This is a genomic window from uncultured Ruthenibacterium sp. (assembly GCF_963558415.1).
Lineage (GTDB): Bacteria > Bacillota > Clostridia > Oscillospirales > Ruminococcaceae > Ruthenibacterium.
Genome location: NZ_CAUWGY010000044.1, coordinates 1 through 17,819, shown reverse-complemented (window position 1 = coordinate 17,819; position 17,819 = coordinate 1). Strand labels below are relative to the sequence as shown.

General features: G+C 45.4%; 12 protein-coding genes and 1 tRNA gene. 10 read left to right on the top strand and 3 right to left on the bottom strand.

Going from position 1 to position 17,819, the window contains the following annotated elements; translation table 11 throughout:
* Nucleotides 1-1,412 (top strand): IMP dehydrogenase (locus AB5H98_RS08510; protein WP_367925488.1); only part of this gene is annotated, 1,412 nt, incomplete at its 5' end.
* 27 nt (nucleotides 1,413-1,439) lie between these two features.
* Here AB5H98_RS08510 and AB5H98_RS08505 read toward each other — a convergent pair.
* Entirely contained in the window at nucleotides 1,440-2,417 is a 978-nt protein-coding gene (locus AB5H98_RS08505; protein WP_367925487.1) for an RluA family pseudouridine synthase, read from the bottom strand.
* A gap of 143 nt (nucleotides 2,418-2,560) precedes the next feature.
* On the opposite strand from AB5H98_RS08505, the gene AB5H98_RS08500 reads away from it, so the two are divergent.
* The 6 genes from AB5H98_RS08500 to AB5H98_RS08475 all read left to right on the top strand — a co-directional run bounded on the left by AB5H98_RS08500 (nucleotide 2,561) and on the right by AB5H98_RS08475 (nucleotide 10,152).
* Entirely contained in the window at nucleotides 2,561-3,250 is a 690-nt protein-coding gene (locus AB5H98_RS08500) for a RadC family protein (protein WP_367925486.1), read from the top strand.
* A gap of 14 nt (nucleotides 3,251-3,264) precedes the next feature.
* Nucleotides 3,265-5,250 carry an excinuclease ABC subunit UvrB gene (uvrB, locus tag AB5H98_RS08495; protein ID WP_367925485.1) on the top strand — a complete coding sequence of 662 codons (1,986 nt, stop codon included), beginning with the start codon at nucleotides 3,265-3,267 and terminating at the stop codon, nucleotides 5,248-5,250.
* A gap of 21 nt (nucleotides 5,251-5,271) precedes the next feature.
* Nucleotides 5,272-8,097: an excinuclease ABC subunit UvrA gene (gene uvrA / locus AB5H98_RS08490; protein WP_367925484.1), complete on the top strand. Its 2,826-nt coding sequence runs from the start codon at nucleotides 5,272-5,274 to the stop codon at nucleotides 8,095-8,097.
* 175 nt (nucleotides 8,098-8,272) lie between these two features.
* Nucleotides 8,273-9,571, top strand: a complete 1,299-nt coding sequence (locus AB5H98_RS08485; RefSeq protein ID WP_367925483.1) for a cation:proton antiporter — start codon at nucleotides 8,273-8,275, stop codon at nucleotides 9,569-9,571.
* Between the two features lie 83 nt (nucleotides 9,572-9,654).
* Entirely contained in the window at nucleotides 9,655-9,975 is a 321-nt protein-coding gene (locus AB5H98_RS08480; RefSeq protein WP_367925482.1) for a hypothetical protein, read from the top strand.
* 101 nt (nucleotides 9,976-10,076) lie between these two features.
* Nucleotides 10,077-10,152, top strand: a tRNA-Ala gene (locus AB5H98_RS08475).
* 136 nt (nucleotides 10,153-10,288) lie between these two features.
* Here AB5H98_RS08475 and AB5H98_RS08470 read toward each other — a convergent pair.
* Both AB5H98_RS08470 and AB5H98_RS08465 read right to left on the bottom strand, forming a co-directional pair.
* Nucleotides 10,289-12,172: a DUF262 domain-containing protein gene (locus tag AB5H98_RS08470; protein ID WP_367925481.1), complete on the bottom strand. Its 1,884-nt coding sequence runs from the start codon at nucleotides 12,170-12,172 to the stop codon at nucleotides 10,289-10,291.
* Between the two features lie 314 nt (nucleotides 12,173-12,486).
* Nucleotides 12,487-12,762, bottom strand: coding sequence for a hypothetical protein (locus tag AB5H98_RS08465; RefSeq protein ID WP_367925480.1), 276 nt, complete (start codon nucleotides 12,760-12,762; stop codon nucleotides 12,487-12,489).
* 978 nt (nucleotides 12,763-13,740) lie between these two features.
* Here AB5H98_RS08465 and cas3 point away from each other — a divergent pair.
* From cas3 to cas8c, 3 genes are all read left to right on the top strand, one after another.
* Nucleotides 13,741-15,885, top strand: a complete 2,145-nt coding sequence (cas3, locus tag AB5H98_RS08460; RefSeq protein ID WP_367925479.1) for a CRISPR-associated helicase Cas3' — start codon at nucleotides 13,741-13,743, stop codon at nucleotides 15,883-15,885.
* 18 nt (nucleotides 15,886-15,903) lie between these two features.
* Entirely contained in the window at nucleotides 15,904-16,548 is a 645-nt protein-coding gene (cas5c, locus tag AB5H98_RS08455) for a type I-C CRISPR-associated protein Cas5c (protein WP_367925478.1), read from the top strand.
* Nucleotides 16,545-17,819 (top strand): type I-C CRISPR-associated protein Cas8c/Csd1 (cas8c, locus tag AB5H98_RS08450; RefSeq protein ID WP_367925477.1); only part of this gene is annotated, 1,275 nt, incomplete at its 3' end. The genes cas5c and cas8c, both read left to right, overlap by 4 nt.

The window sequence follows — 17,819 nt, the reverse complement described above, 5'->3', positions numbered from 1 at the left end:
TGAAAACTCCGTTGGTAAAATACCGCAAAGGCGAAGAGGAGTGTCCCCTTTCTTTAAACATTCCCATGGTATCTGCAATCATGCAGTCCGTTTCTAACGATACCATGGCGATTGCCCTCGCCAAAGAAGGCGGTATTTCTTTCATTTATGGCTCGCAGTCTATTGAAGATGAAGCCGCTATGATTGCACGTGTAAAAGATTATAAAAAAGGATTTATCGTTAGCGATTCAAATGTTCGTCCGGACGCTACTTTGGCCGATATTTTAGCGCTAAAGGAAAAAACTGGACACTCTACTGTCGCTGTCACAGATGACGGAACCGCTTGCGGAAAACTGCTGGGCATTGTGGGCAGCCGTGACTATCGTGTGTCCCGTATGAGTCCCGATACGCTTGTCAGTTCCTTTATGACCCCATTTGAAAAACTGGTCGTGGCGGATGAGACAACTACTCTGAAAACAGCCAACGACATCATTTGGGACAACAAGTTGAATGCTTTGCCTCTCATTGACAAAAATCAGCATCTCAAATTCATTGTATTCCGTAAGGACTACGATTCTCACAAAGAAAACGTAAATGAATTGCTTGATAAAAACAAAAGTTATGTTGTAGGTGCTGGTATCAATACCCGCGATTATGCTGAGCGTGTTCCTGCGCTTGTAGAAGCGGGTGCCGATGTGTTGTGCATCGATTCCTCTGAGGGCTTCACCGAATGGCAAAGTCGTACAATCGCCTGGATCCGTGAAAAGTACGGTGATCGTGTCAAAGTTGGCGCCGGAAATGTAGTGGATCGAGATGGCTTCCGCTTTTTGGCCGAAGCAGGTGCGGATTTTGTAAAAATTGGCATCGGCGGCGGTTCCATTTGCATCACACGTGAAACCAAGGGCATTGGACGTGGACAAGCTACGGCTGTAATTGAAGTCGCGCGGGCTAGAGATGAATATTTCAAAGAAACCGGCATTTACGTGCCTATCTGTTCAGATGGCGGTATCGTTCATGACTATCACCTCACACTGGCCTTGGCTATGGGTGCTGATTTTGTTATGTTGGGACGTTATTTCTCTCGTTTCGATGAAAGTCCTACAACTAAATTGCGCATCAATGGCAATTATGTCAAGGAGTACTGGGGCGAGGGTTCCAACCGTGCACGCAACTGGCAGCGTTATGATTTGGGCGGAGCTCAGAAACTCAGTTTCGAGGAGGGCGTAGATAGTTACGTTCCTTATGCAGGCGCGCTAAAAGACGGTGTTTCCGTCACATTGGCAAAAGTTCGCAGCACTATGTGCAACTGCGGTGCTTTGACTATTCCTGAACTTCAGGAAAAGGCTCGCCTCACGGTTGTATCTTCCACGAGTATCGTAGAAGGCGGCGCGCACGACGTAATGCTTAAAAACAAAGCAACTATTACCGAATAATTATTTGGCAAAAAGGGACGAAAGCTTTCAAGCTTTCGTCCCTTCTTTTTTGGATGTTAAATTTTCAAACCTATCTAAAATGCCAGGATGTTCTAGGCAAATACTCTTTCCAGAAAGATATGCCAACGGACAGGAATCCTCCAAATTTTCAAATGAAACTTTTTCCGCACACAACAACTGCGTTTTAACATTCATTTTTTCATTTAAACGTCTGTTTCCATATTTGATATCTCCTAAAATAGGAGCTTTCAAAAAAGCTAAATGCGCACGAATTTGGTGTGTTCTCCCTGTCACAAGCCCTATCCGACACAAAGAAAACGGCCCATGCGTATCAACAACTTCCACTTCGGTTATAATCTGTTTGTACTCTGGTGCCTGGTTTTGAATCACGCGCACTTTGTTCTTTTTTTCATCGTGACGCAACCAGGCAACATGCCGTCCGCGAGGCGGCACTCCGCATGTAACACATAAATATTGTTTTTGCAATTTATCTTCTCGAATAATTTGATTCAAGCAACGCAAAGCGTTGTAATTTTTAGCCGCTAGCACGATCCCCTCCGTGCCACGATCAAGACGATTGCATAATGCCGGCGAAAAATAGGCCTCTGCCTGTGGAATATATTCCCCCTTCTGCGTTAAATACTGTATGAATAAATCCAGAAGGCTTATGTCGCCTGTACGATCAGAATGACACAATAAATGCGCCGGTTTATAAAGAGCCGCTATATTCTCATCCTCATACACAACACAAAGAGAATGTTTTGGATGTTTAACCTTTTTTTGCGGTGCCGAATCCGAAAGAAAAAATTCATCATTAATATAAAGCTCTATGACATCCCCCATTTTCAAACGATCGTCTGGAGCCGCTTTTTTCCCATTCACCTTCACCCGTTTATTGCGAAAGCTCTTGTACAGCAACGAAGATGACATTCGATATGTCACGCTCTGTACAAAACGTGATAAACGCACATCCTGTTCGTTTTTTCCGGCAACAAATCGTTTCAAACTGCTTCTCCCTTTCAAAAGGATTATTTTTCTTGTATAATAATAAAGTTATAGGAAGATTCTGTCAATGCGCAAGCAACAACTTTATTTATCTTTTCTTTGACTTTTACAACCTTAAGTAGTAATATAGAGAGGGAGTTTTTATGGGCGAACACGATCATCACCGCCAACGTGTTTTTAACCGTGTGCTCACGGATGGTCTTGAAAATTTTGAAGAACACAACGCATTGGAGCTTTTGCTCTTTTTCGCCTATCGTCGTGGAGACACAAACGAATTAGCTCACCGTCTGATTCGCGAATTTGGAAGCTTTTCTCGTGTTCTGGACGCTTCCGTAGAGGACTTGCAACGAGTTCCGGGAGTTGGGCCCACTTGTGCCGCAGTTATCAAAAGTATTCCTCAACTATGCGCCTATTACTTGAATAATAAAACCAACGACCGTCTTCCGTTGGACAGTGTCGAGGTGGCCGCCGACTTTTTCCGTCCGAAATTTTTTGCTAAAACAGCAGAAGAGTTTCGAATTGCAATCGTGGATGATCGCCGCATGTTACTGCGAAGCTGCTTTTTGTCTGAAGGTACTGCTACGGCTGCGGCCGTCAATATCCCACGCATCGTATCCGAAGCACTAAAGTGCGGCGGAACAGGTATTTTCCTTGCGCATAATCACCCTCGCGGAATGGCTCTGCCTTCGAATCAGGATATTATTGTGACGCAAGAAGTTCAAAAGGCGTTGCACATCGTCCAACTTCAGTTAATCGATCATCTGATTTTTACGGATGATGATTACTATTCGTTCAATGCTTCTGGAATTTTAACCGCTAACTATCGTCATTAACCAAAGGAGCAATCATGGATTCTTTCAAATTGGTTTCCAGCTATCAGCCGACCGGCGACCAGCCGGAGGCGATTGCCAAACTTGTTGCTGGACTGCGAGCAGGATATTCTGGTCAAACTTTACTAGGAGTAACTGGCTCTGGTAAAACTTTCACCATGGCTAATATTATTGCGCAGGTAAACCGCCCGACGCTTGTTCTTGCGCACAACAAAACACTGGCTGCCCAGCTTTGCACCGAATTTAAAGAATTTTTTCCTGAAAATTCAGTCGAATATTTTGTATCTTACTACGACTACTATCAACCGGAGGCGTATATTCCTTCAACGGATACGTATATTGAAAAGGACAGCGCTATTAATGAAGAAATCGATCGATTGCGTCATTCTGCCACGGCGGCCCTCTCGGAAAGACGAGATGTGATTATCGTTGCTAGTGTTTCTTGTATTTATTCTCTAGGCGATCCAATTGATTATCGAAGCATGGTAATCAGCATTCGTCAAGGAATGCAGCTTTCCAGAGAAGAATTGATGGTCCGGCTCGTTCAACTGCAATATGAAAGAAATGACATCAATTTTGTGCGCAATAAGTTTCGCGTGCGCGGCGACATTGTAGAAATCAATCTTGCTTATGCCAGCGATGTAGCCATCCGAATTGAATTTTTTGGCGATGAAGTAGATCGTATCAGTGAAGTAAATCCATTGACTGGTGAAAGGAAATCGGTCATTCGCCACGTGGCAATTTTCCCTGCAAGTCATTATATTGTTTCCAACGAAAAAAAGGCCGAAGGATTACGCCGCATTCGACTGGAAATGGACGAACAGGTGAAGAAATTTCGCGAAGAGGGCAAACTCTTAGAGGCCCAGCGTATTGCTCAGCGTACAAATTATGATATAGAAATGCTTCAAGAGGTCGGAACTTGTAAGGGTGTAGAAAACTATTCTGCTGTGCTTGCCGGACGAGCTCCCGGATCAACTCCTACCACTTTGCTGGATTATTTCCCGGATGATTTTTTACTTTTCATCGATGAAAGCCATGTTATGCTTCCGCAACTCCGAGCGATGTACGGCGGCGACTATGCCCGCAAAAAAAGTTTGGTTGATTACGGATTTCGCCTTCCTTCGGCCTTTGATAATCGGCCGCTGAAATTTGAAGAATTTGAGTCTAAACTGAATCAGACTATTTTTGTATCTGCAACTCCTGCAGAGTATGAACGAGCTCATTCCGGCCAAATTGTGGAACAGGTCATTCGGCCTACGGGACTTTTGGATCCCAAGGTCATTGTAAAGCCTGTGGAAGGGCAAATTGAGGACCTTTTGGGAGAAATTAATATTCGGGCCGAGCGTGGCGAACGCGTTCTCGTTACCACTCTTACCAAAAAAATGGCAGAGGACTTAACGGATTTCCTTTCCGAACACGGTGTAAAGGTCAAATATATGCATCATGAAGTAGACACCTTTGAGCGAGTGGAACTGATGCGTGATTTGCGCAAAGGCACCATCGATGTAATTGTCGGCATCAACTTACTCCGTGAAGGATTGGACCTTCCCGAGGTTTCTTTAGTTGCAATTCTTGACGCTGACAAAGAAGGTTTTTTGCGTTCTGAAACCAGTTTGATTCAGACAATCGGCCGTGCAGCGCGAAATGCCGAAGGCATTGTAATCATGTATGCTGATAGCGTAACTCCTTCTATGGAACGAGCGATTATGGAAACGGAACGACGCCGCGGCATTCAAGACGCTTATAACAAAGCCCACGGTATCATTCCTAAAACCATTGTGAAGGATATCCGTGACAATGGCGTATTGGAAATTAGTCGAAAAGATGAAGATGATTCGAAATCCACAAAACGCATGAGCCGAACAGAGTGCCAGCAAAAGATTGAGCAATTGACGCGTGAGATGAAAGAGGCCGCTAAAATTTTGGAGTTTGAGCATGCTGCTTTCTTGCGTGACCGCATTGATAAGCTGCGTCGGCAAATGGAAAAGAAAACCAAGCTTTGATCCCCAGAAAGGATGAACCTTTTGAGTACGAATAAAATTATTATCAAAGGTGCTCGTGAGCACAATCTAAAAAATATTGATGTTACCCTTCCGCGTGATAAGCTGATTGTTATGACTGGACTTTCCGGCTCTGGAAAATCCAGCCTTGCCTTTGACACAATTTATGCAGACGGTCAAAGAAGATATATGGAGAGTCTGTCCAGCTATGCCAGACAATTTTTAGGACAGATGGAAAAGCCGGATGTGGATGATATTCAAGGTCTCTCCCCTGCTATTTCCATCGACCAAAAAACCACCTCACGCAATCCGAGATCAACTGTGGGAACCGTAACAGAAATCTACGATTATTTGCGACTGCTGTATGCACGCATCGGCATTCCCCACTGCCCTGTCTGTGGACGTCCTATTACGCAGCAGACAGTCGATCAAATGGTGGATGAAATTTTAAAACTTCCAGAACGTACAAGATTTCAGGTGCTGGCTCCGGTTGTGCGGGGCCGTAAGGGCACACAACAAAAAGAATTTGAAGCTGCTCGCAGAGGCGGTTTTGCTCGTGTTCGCGTAGACGGTGTTCTTTATGACTTGGATGAAGAGATTTCTTTAGAAAAGAACAAAAAACACACTGTGGAAATCGTGGTCGATCGTCTCGTTTTAAACGGAGATATTCATACCCGTCTGGCCGACTCTTTGGAGACCGCATTAGAACTGACTGGCGGATTGGTTACTATTGATGTGGTTGACGGAGAGGAAATCATGTTCAGTCAAAGTTATGCCTGCCCGGAGCACGGTATTTCAATTGACGAATTATCTCCGCGTATGTTTTCTTTCAACAATCCTTTTGGTGCCTGCGAAACCTGTACCGGACTGGGCACATTTATGAAAGTTGATCCCGCTCTGATTTTACCAAATAAGAAACTCTCTATCCGCGAAGGTGCAATCAAGGCGAGCGGCTGGTATTACGCCGAGGGTTCCATCAGTGAAATGTACTATATTGCCCTTGGTCATAAATATGGCTTTACACTGGATACTCCTATCCAAGATATGAGCGATGAAGCTGTGCACGCGCTTTTATATGGCACCAACGGTGAAAAGCTAGAGATGACGCGTGAAACTGATCGCGGAACTGGTCGCTACGTTAATGATTTTGAAGGAATCGTCAACAATCTTGAACGTCGTTTCCGAGAAACGAACTCTCAATGGATGAAAGAAGAAATCCAAGGATTCATGACCGGAATGGAGTGTCCTTCGTGCCATGGCGACCGCTTAAAACCTACTAGTTTGGCCGTAACGGTAGGTGGAGTGAACATCAGTGAGTTTACACAAATGAGCGTTCGCCAGGAATTGGATTTTTTGGATAAACTCCAGTTGACCTCACGCGAACATATGATTGCGGATGGTATTTTAAAAGAGGTTCGCGAGCGCCTTAACTTTTTGCGAAACGTAGGCTTGGACTATCTGACGCTTGCACGTAGCGCTGCTACCTTATCCGGCGGCGAGAGTCAGCGTATTCGGCTTGCTACGCAAATCGGAAGTGCTCTAACCGGTGTTTTGTATGTGTTGGACGAGCCCAGCATTGGCCTGCACCAGAGAGATAATTCTAAGCTGATTGCAACTTTAAAGCGTTTGCGGGATCTTGGTAATACACTTATTGTGGTAGAGCACGATGAAGAAACCATGCGTGAAGCGGATTGGATTGTCGACATCGGGCCAGGTGCCGGTGTTCATGGAGGAGAATTGGTGGCGGAAGGGACCGTAGAGGATATTTGTCGTTCTGAACGTAGTATTACAGGCCAATATCTTTCCGGTCGAAAAAGTATTGAGGTCCCTTCCCAACGTCGCAAGTTCAATGGACACTATCTTGAAATAATTGGTGCCACACAAAACAATTTAAAGAATGTTACCGTTAAAATTCCTCTGGGGGTTATGACCTGTGTAACTGGAATTTCTGGCTCTGGAAAATCCAGCTTGATCAACGAAATTCTTTATAAACGTCTTTCCGCCGATTTAAATGGCGCACGAATCAAACCCGGTGCGCATAAAGATATGCGCGGATTAGAGTGGGTCGATAAAGTAATTGGCATTGACCAATCCCCCATTGGACGTACTCCCCGTTCCAATCCTGCAACTTATACTGGTGTATTCTCTGATATCCGAAATGTTTTCGCTCAGACGCAGGATGCCAAAATGCGAGGATACAATCCCGGACGCTTCAGTTTCAACGTAAAAGGTGGGCGCTGTGAAGCCTGTGAAGGCGATGGAATTTTAAAAATTGAAATGCATTTTCTTCCAGATATTTATGTTCCTTGCGAGGTTTGCAAAGGTGCTCGCTACAATCGAGAAACTCTAGAAGTCAAGTACAAAGGTAAAAGCATCGCGGATGTGCTCAATATGACCGTGGAAGAAGCCTGTGCCTTCTTTGAAAATATCCCTCGAATCCATCGAAAAATACAAACACTGGTGGATGTAGGCTTGGGATATATTAAGATGGGACAAAGCGCGACCACATTATCAGGCGGTGAAGCGCAGCGCGTAAAATTAGCTCTTGAATTGGCGAAGCGTGAAACCGGACAAACTGTATATATTTTAGATGAGCCTACAACCGGTCTTCATGTAGCAGACGTTCATAAACTTGTAAAAGTTTTGGATAAACTTGTAGATGCCGGAAATACTGTGATTATTATTGAGCACAATTTGGATATCATCAAACGTGCGGATCACATCATTGATTTGGGGCCCGAGGGTGGCGCGGCTGGCGGAGAAATCATTGCACAAGGTACGCCAGAAGAAGTGGCAGACAATCCCGCCTCATTTACAGGACAATACTTGAAACCTCTTTTAAAAAGGTAAAATTAAAGGAGAGTCTGAATTTGGTCAAATTCGGACTCTCCTTTTTTCAAAGCACCTCGAAAATTAGCGATTTAACTATTTTTTCTTTTTATTCCATCTCAACTTTTTACTTGCGCTTTTCTCAAGTTCGATTATAATAGAGTTTTGGAATTATTTTATGTTAGAGGTATTTTATATGTCATACCATTATCTGTTAGACATCGCGCTGATTCTGATCAGCACCAAAATTTTCGGACTTCTCACAAGTCGTATTCAATTGCCTCAGGTAGTAGGCGCTCTAATTGCAGGACTGTTACTGGGGCCTGCTTGCCTTGGCTGGTTACAAGCGACCGATTTCCTTTCACAAGTATCGGAATTAGGCGTTATTGTCATCATGTTCACTGCGGGCATTGGTACCGACCTGAAAGAGTTAAAGCAAACCGGAAAAGCCGGCTTGCTAGTTGCTCTTTGCGGCGTTCTGGTTCCTTTATTCTTAGGAGCTGGCCTGATGGCTCTCTTTAACCACGGAGAATTCGCTTATCCCGGAAACGCGTTCCTACAAAATATTTTTATGGGAACCATTCTTACAGCTACTTCAGTTAGCATTACTGTGGAAACGCTCAAAGAAATGGGCAAGCTTTCTACCAAAGTTGGCAATACCATCTTAGCCGCCGCTTTAATTGACGACATTCTAGGATTAATTTGCCTTACCTTAGTTACCAGCCTAGCTGGTTCTGACGTAAGCATCGTCATTGTGTTGCTTAAAATTGTTGCATTTTTCTTGTTTGCCGGAATTGTGGGTGTTTTGGCAGTCAAGGCATTTAACTGGTATGAAAAGCGTGTGCACGATCGCAATTTGCATCGTTTTCCTATCTTAGCATTTGTTCTTTGCCTTTTAATGGCCTACCTTGCAGAAGAAATTTTTGGTGTAGCCGATATTATTGGCGCATTTGCTGCAGGCCTTGTCATTGCGAATACTTCTAAAGCACATTATATTGAAAGTAAGTTCTCTCCCCTTTCGTATTTGCTTTTGACTCCTATTTTCTTTGCAAGCATCGGTATTAAAGTAGAAGTTCCTCAAATGGATATCACAATTATCATATTTACAATTCTCTTGGTGATCATAGCGGTTATCACCAAATTGATTGGATGTGGCCTCGGTGCTAAAATTTGCGGAATGCCTACACGGCAATGTGTGCAAATCGGTTGCGGTATGGTTTGCCGCGGCGAGGTTGCGTTGATTGTGGCGGACAAAGGCATGGCTCTTGATCTTCTTAATCCTGTCTTTTCAGGACCAATCGTAATCATGATTGTTTTTTGCACCATTCTGACTCCGATTCTTTTGAAGATGGTCTTCAAGGGCGAAAACCGCTACGAAGGTTTGGAGCAAAGTGACTTGGTTGATACTTATGAGATGAAAGAGCAGTTTGATATTGTTACAGATCGTCTATTAGACGCCGAAGAACGCCGCCACGAGCACCAGTCACATTCCTGATTTGAAAACCACGCAGGAGCTCATGTACTAAAATGTATGTGAGCTCTTTTCTTTTAAAAAATATTGTATAGGTGATCTTAGCCATGCTTGAAAAAATTATTGCAGTCTATCCCCAAGAACAATCCCCTTCTGAAAATCTACTCGCAGGTGCCCTCGAATATAGGACATCTCATGGTTCTGTTAGTCTTCCTCTCCTTTTTACTCTTTCAGACACAGAGATTCCTGAACTTCAGGCCGCAGGAACTCTACACAGCCTAAAGTTCAAAGAAAAAACAGATGGCTCTTGGTGCATTGAGTGCGGGATTGAAAATTCTCGTGAAAAAGTTACATTTCCGGTTCAGAAACAAGATATATGGGCCCTTCTCGAAAAGAATCAGATTGCCGGGATTGATTTTTCAGATTAATACATAACTTCAATCTTTTTTCAAAAATCTCTTGACAAATACCCTCTGCTTTGATATTATAATAAGGCACTTGCGAATGGCGCATATAGTTGCAAAGCCGTGGGGGTGTAGCTCACTTGGGAGAGCGCTTGAATGGCATTCAAGAGGTAAGGGGTTCGATCCCCCTCATCTCCACCAAAACAAACAAATCCGAACCCATTGCGAATCGGCACAAGGTTCGGATTTGTTTTTTATATCGCATAAGAGGGGGAAGGTACCGTAACTATTCGGCACCTTCCCCTTTTCGTAGCAGAATGAATGCTTTCCACAGCTATCAGCTATAGTATTCTTTTTTGATTCGAGTTACCATATTCGCAAATCTTTGGTCAATATAATGGAGGTATAACTCTTCGAATTTTTCCTGTGATAAAGAAGAATCATTTGCCCATTTCAAATCATCTTCACGTGTAAACGTGAATTTGTTTTCCAGTTCATTCAAAGAGTATTGGGATTTAGAAAGGAATGAGCTGTCGTCATATATCGTTTTATCTCGCTTCGATCGATTTTCCTTTTGTGGCAGTAAGCACAAGTTTCCAATGCAACCAATAGGAAGCCGCAATTTTCCATCGTATCGATCCAGGCATTTTCTGAGAAGATTTTTGGTTAGCAGATGCTCAACGTCATACTTTGAATGATCAGCTTGATCTGCCGCCGAGAAAATAGGTAAATATAACATTGCTAAAAACATTTTCTCTGCTTCTTGAGGAAAAGCTACGCGCTTGTATTCTCTTTTTTCGAGTTTAGAGGAGTTATACCATTGCTGCAAACCATTTTCAAAATCATCCCAACGAATGTCTGTTGCAAAATAGTTTGTATCGAAAGCCACAGAATCCAGCTTTTTGTCACCAGCACCTTTCCACCTTGAATTGAGGATGTCCACACAGTACCTTTTCCATGCATTTCGCTTTAGAGAAGTTTCGTAGTCAGCCCATGCGGTATTCGAACTTTGCAAAGCCACAGAGTAGTCTACTATTCGATCATTTTCATCTTTAGCATATTGTCCATAGCGTGCAATAAAGATATTCGCAATCAAGGAAATGATTTGGAATTCAGTATGCAATGGCCCAACTTCGCTTTGCGAATTCACTTTAAATCTATTGAATTTTCCAATCAGTTTATGTGCAGTATCAACACATTGAATAACACGCTCTAAAAACAGATCAACGTTCTGTTGGCCAACAATCCTTTCGAAAGAAGTATGAAGACTTTTCAAATTGGAATTTTTTACACCTAAACAGGCGGCAATTAAAGTAAAACCCAAACTGTCAACTTCTCTGATATCTTTTTTTGTGTTAAAAAGGTAGGGATACTTACAGCCTAATGTTTTCCCTAGTGCATATGCTATTTCAAACAGGTTTAACCTGCTATTTTTCATGTAATCGATAGGATCAAAATCAGCAATATCAGTCCCATCGCTTTCCATGTATTCATAGCGTTCTTTATTGTATTTTATGAATTCAGAGAGTGATGCGGACGATATTTTATATTTATGTATCCAAGATGCCGCATAAATTTGATACTTCGAAAGTTGCGTTCCCTTAGAGTTGATCCTTTCAAATATTTCAGGCAAAGCATCATCGCTACCTTTGATCACAATTGCAGGAATCCGCACTGTACATAAATTTTCGCACAAGTCTTTGAATTTTTTTAATGTGGGACGAACGACTTTGGCAATCTCTGATTCTTTGCCTGTGGCAGAGGGAAAATATTTTGTAAAAGCAAAAGAATAATCTATGTATTGCATATCCCGGACATCGTCCATTGTGGAAAAAGCATTATGCACCCAAGAGATCAAATTCCCTTGTATGTCGCGGAGCAGGCCCGATGTAATTGCAACACCTGTAAGCTTTGCTAACTGAATAGGCAAATCATCTTCAATATCATCATCATTAAAAAAGGGAGCGGGATGGTTAATGAAATCATATATAGTGGATGAGCGCTGTAAACCATCAATAATTTGATGTTTATTGTTTTTTTCATCCCAATATAACAAAAGGGTTCCAAATGGAAGACCTCTTTTTAATGTGTCAACAAATTGATCTTTTTGACTTTTGCTCCAAACAACACCGCGCTGATATGGAGGGACGACAAAAGCTCCATTTGTAATACTATTGTGTATTTCTATTGCGCTAAATGACGCTTGTTCCCAGGTGTTCATAAAAACACTCCCTTTCTAAGGCTACTATGTATATTACATCACATTCTTTCGTGAATATCAATTCAATGACACGATTTATGTCGTAATCATTTGGTGTAATTGTCAAATCAAATCGAAAACTATCGAAGCTGGGGATTTCCTATCTCTCGCAAATCCCCACAATCACAGCCTCCTGGCCGATCATCTAGCTAATGAACCGGCGAGCGGGCAATTTTTTATCCTTGACCTGCTGTTTACGAATCAGCACTTCCTTACGAAATTCTTTCAATGCGGCCTGGCCCGCCCGATCTATTCGGGTGGTGCGCCGGCCTTTTTTAGTTGGTGATGCGGTTATACCAGAACATGTACTCCCGGTCATAGGCCTGCTCGGGGTCCTTGCCCTTGGCCCGACCATCAAACTGGCGCTTGGTGGCCTTCCGGCTGGCTTTTCGGCAGCAGTCGCTGCACAAAGTGCTGCGGGCGTCCGGGTCAAAGAAGATACGCCCGCACTGACTGCACCGGCACATGAGTAGCCCGGCGGCCAGACTGTGAGTCTGGCCGATGTTTTCGCGGCCTTCAGTTCGGATTCCCGGTCCCGTACTCCACCACAAAGTAATCCGCTTAAACCTGACGTTTAAGCGGATTTTTCTTTTTTCTAAATTTTACATCAGAGGTATCTTGACCACATTTTTGACAATTTATAATTATTACAGAGATAACGCTTTTTCACTTATCTTCTTGAACCTCATTTTATACGAATACAGGTACTCACAAAAGCATAGTAAAAATCGTACGGAGACAAGCTGTTTTTTCGGCAACTTGTCTCCGTACTTTTGGTATTGCCCGTTTCCATTCTGTGCGTATTCTGCATGAATTAGAGCCAAGCAAAATTTAAGCCGATTCGGTAACTAACACTTGATTTTGCAAGCTCCCCACATTTTTGCGCTAGCATTACATTTTCACCCGTTAAGTGCAGAATAGACGTACTTTTTCGGCGATGGTCCGCGAAAACTAGTATGCTCTTGTGATGAGGCTCACGCCGCCTTTGGTAAAAATTCGCGTGCACTGCAATTCCTTATCGTTGAAAAAACGGTGTGCTCTTGTGGTAAATTTGAGCACACCGTTTTGTACCTGAAATAGCCTTTTTATACCAACACATCACACTGATTTTGAAATCTCTCGAATAAGACAAAGATCTTTCATCAAAAAATTCTTGACTCTCCAGTCACGATCACCACGAAATATTTTCATCAAAACCTTCCAATTGTAATACGATGTAATCTTGTAATGTGACAAGTTGAAATGACTAAGTAACATTTATTGGACACCGCGTCAAAAGGATGGACACGATTCTACTCAAGTTCGCAACATAAGCTCAAATGGACCTGGCGTACTGTATGGTACACTAACTTCTACTAAAAATTTTGTTTATTTTCTTGTCTAGTATTAGAAATCCGGACACTTTATAATAAAAGAAAAGCAAATTGTCCGATTTATAGGACACAACATTTGATAAAATTAAAGGGTACTATAAAAAGTGTCATGAATATCGGCCGCTTTAAGGAGGGATTTTCATAAAATCATATCCAATGAAGCCTTGTCTTGCCCATCGGTCCACAGATGGGCAGCGCGTACAGACAGTGCAAAAACATCTGGAGGACACAGCGAAATTGGCTGCTGAATTCGCCCATCCATTCGGCGGCGAAAGCCAAGGCAGAATGGCAGGACTTTTGCACGATATCGGAAAATACAGCGAGGACTTTCAGCATCGGCTTGACGGCGGCCCTTCGGTGGATCACAGCACTGCCGGGGCTCAGGTTGCCTGGGCTATGCGACAGCCGGAAGTGGCCTTTGCGATAGCGGGACATCATGGTGGTCTGCCGGACGGCGGCGGAAAAAGCGACCCTGCGGATGCACCGACCCTGCTTGGTCGGTGTAAAAAAGCAGTCGCCTCCTGTGAGGGCTGGCAGAAGGAGATTACTCTGACAGAAGTATGCCGTCCGGCTTTGCCTCAAGATAATTTCTCTCTTTCCTTTTATATTCGGATGCTCTATTCCTGCCTAGTGGATGCCGACTATCTGGATACCGAAACTTTTATGAACGGGTCACCCCGTAGGCGGAATATGGGAGAATCACTGGATGTGCTGCTGCAGCGATTGCAGACATATGTAGACCCCTGGTGGACTCCTACCACCTCATTGAACCGCAAGCGCTGCGAAATTCTGCGCCGTTGTTTGGAACAGGGCCGCACAGCGTCCTCCGGTTTGTTTACCCTGACCGTTCCCACCGGTGGAGGCAAAACAGTTTCTTCTCTGGCTTTCGCACTGACCCACGCCGTTGCCCACCAAAAACAGCGAATAATTTATGTGATTCCGTACACTTCCATTATCGACCAAACAGCTTCTGTTTTTACCGATATTTTGGGACAAGAAAATGTGCTGGAACACCATTCTGGCAGCGAAGCTGTCCTGAGCGATTTGTACACCGACGACACGCCCTCTTCCAAAGTTCTAGCCACCGAAAACTGGGATGCTCCTATCATTGTAACCACCGCTGTTCAATTTTTCGAATCTCTGTTTGCCAACCGTTCCTCTCGCTGCCGCAAGCTGCACAATCTTGTCAATAGTGTGGTAATCTTTGATGAAGCCCAGACCCTGCCGTTACCTTTTCTTCGCCCCTGTGTAGCGGCCATCGGTCAACTGGTACAGTATTATGGTGTGACTGCCGTACTGTGCACCGCCACCCAGCCTGCACTAGGCCCCTTGTTCAATGAACTTGCTCCCGTTCTGACCCTGCAAGAGATTATGGAGGATCCGGCCGAGTTATATGCCTTTTTTCGCCGAACCGTCCTGCACCAATCTGGCGAACACACCGAGCAGGAATTGGCCGACAAGCTTTCTTCTGATTCTCAGGTGTTATGTGTGGTCAATCGCCGAACTACTGCCCGGCGTCTGTTCGAAATGTTGCCCAGTGAAGGCCGCTTCTGCCTGACCACTCTTTTATGCCCTAGCGATCGAAAACATCTTTTGGCAGAGATTCGCACCCGACTACAAACCGGCGCCCCCTGTCGGGTAGTTGCTACTTCCTTGATTGAGGCCGGTGTGGATCTGGATTTTCCGGCTGTCTGGCGTGAGGAAGCCGGCTTGGATTCCATTTTACAGGCCGCCGGGCGCTGTAACCGGGAGGGAAAACGTTCCGCCGACCAAAGTCCCGTCTCCGTGTTCCGGCTAGTGGGTCAGCCGGTACCCACCATGATTCGTCCCAATACGGATGCTACTCGTGCCATACTTCGTGACTTTGCCGATCCGGCAGAACCCGCAGCCATCTATGCCTATTTCTCCCTATTTCTCTCTTTGAAAGGCGGGGATGCACTGGACCAGAAGGCTATTTTGCCTGGCTTTGCTCACGGTATGGAAGGTCGCATTCTTCCCTTTGCTACAGCGGCGGAACGGTTCCGTTTCATCGAGTCCCCTGCCGTAACAGTTTATCTAGCATTGCCGGAAGCGGAATCTTTGATAGAATCTTTGCGTACCGGAGCCTGTAGCCGAGCTGTGTATCGTCGTTTGGGACAGTACGGCGTCACAGTGTATCCTCAGCATTTGATGGCTTTGCAGTCGGCCGGAGCGGTGGAAGCCTTGGATAAGGAGACTTGGATTCTTCGAGATATTACGCTGTACGACCGTAGTATCGGTCTGACCTTGGATGTGCCCACTGGCCAAGGATGGATGATTTAAACGATAGGAGGAGTTGCCATGATTCAACTGGAAGTCTGGGGGGACTACGCATTGTTCTCCCGCCCCGAGCTCAAGGTGGAGCGGATGTCCTATGATGTGCCCACACCTTCGGCCGCCCGAGGGCTGGTGGAAGCCATCTACTACCACCCGGGATTATGCTGGCACATCGATCGCATCTATCTACTGGAACCCATTCGCTTTGTTTCTATCCGCCGCAATGAGGTAGACAGCAAATTACTCGGATCCGCCGCCCGCGCTGCCGCTCAAGGCAGTCAAGCGCCACTATATCTGGTCACCTCTCAGTCCATTGTGCAGCGGGCTTCATTAGTACTGCAGAAAGTACATTATGTCATCGAGGCCCACTTCACTATGACTGAGCAAGCCTCTCCGGGAGACAATCCCGGAAAATTTCAAGACATTGTCACCCGGCGTATGGAACGAGGACAATGTTTCCATACACCTTATTTAGGCTGTCGGGAATTTCCTGCCCACTTTCGCCGCTGGCCTGGCGGTCCCATTCCCGCTATTGATGAAACCCGAGAGCTTGGCCTGATGCTCTACGATTTTGACTATACCGACCCGAAGAACATTGCCCCTACCTATTTCCGTGCTCGTCTGGAACGAGGTGTGGTAGACCTGACCCATTGTGAGGTGCTGCGATGATTTTACAAGCTTTGACACAGTATTATGAGGATCTTCTGACGCTGGGACAGATTGCCCGCCCCGGTTGGGCAACTGCAAAAGTTTCCTGGGCTCTGGATCTGGGAACGGATGGTGCGCTGTTGGGGTTGTTTCATCTGCAGCAAGAGATTCCTCGCGGCCAAAAGGCCTCGATTGTTCCCCGACAATTGCTGGTTCCACAGCCAGTAAAACGATCCTCCGGTGTGGCTGCCAACTTTTTATGTGACACAAGCACCTATTTGCTGGGTGCTGACGCTAAGGGAAAACCAGCCCGTGCCACCGAATGTTTTGCATCTGCCGCGACGCTTCACCGAAAGCTGCTGGATGGAGTCCAAAGTGCTGCGGCTCAAGCCGTCCTCGCCTTTTTTGACAATTGGGATCCTACTGGAGCACCAGAACACCCTGCCCTATTTCAGGACTGGCCAGAGATCTGCAAAGGTGGTAATCTGATTTTCTGGTACAACGGATATCCTGTCACAGAGGACCCGGAGATTCAGGAGCGCTGGCAACAAGCACAGGCTCAAGCTCCTTGCGATGTACCCGAAGAGCTCTGCCTTGTTACGGGAACTCGCAGCCCGCTGGCCAGACTGCATCCCAACATCAAAGGAGTCGCTGGCGCCCAGAGCAGCGGCGCAGCGCTGGTTTCCTTCAATGCTCCCGCTTTTTGCTCCTACGGTCATGAACAGGGTGCCAATGCTCCCACAGGCACCTACGCCGCCTTTGCCTACACCACTGCCCTTAACCATCTGCTGGCGGACCGAGATCATATTCGCCGGGTGGGTGACACCACTCTGGTCTGCTGGGCTGCGGGCGGCCAAACTTCTTATCAGACTTTTGCCCTGGAAGCTCTCTATTCTGACAATCTTTCCGAGCAGGATATTCAGAACACGCTGTTCCGGCTGGCAGAAGGATTGCCGGTAGACTGGCAGGACCAACGCTTGGATCCATCCACCCGTTTTTATATTCTGGGACTGGCGCCTAATGCCGCAAGGTTGTCGGTGCGCTTCTTCTGGCAGAACAGTTTCGGCTCGCTGGCTCGCAACGTAGCGCGCCATTACAGTCGGTTGGAGATTGCTCAATCTTCCAAGGACACTGTTTCCACTCTACCCTTATGGCGGCTGGTTCGGGAAACAGTTAACCTCAATTCTCGCAATCCGGAACCGAGCCCCCGTCTGGCAGGAGACCTACTGCTAGCTATTTTGAATGACAGTGCCTATCCCGCCACACTGTTGAACGGCGTAACGCTGCGCATT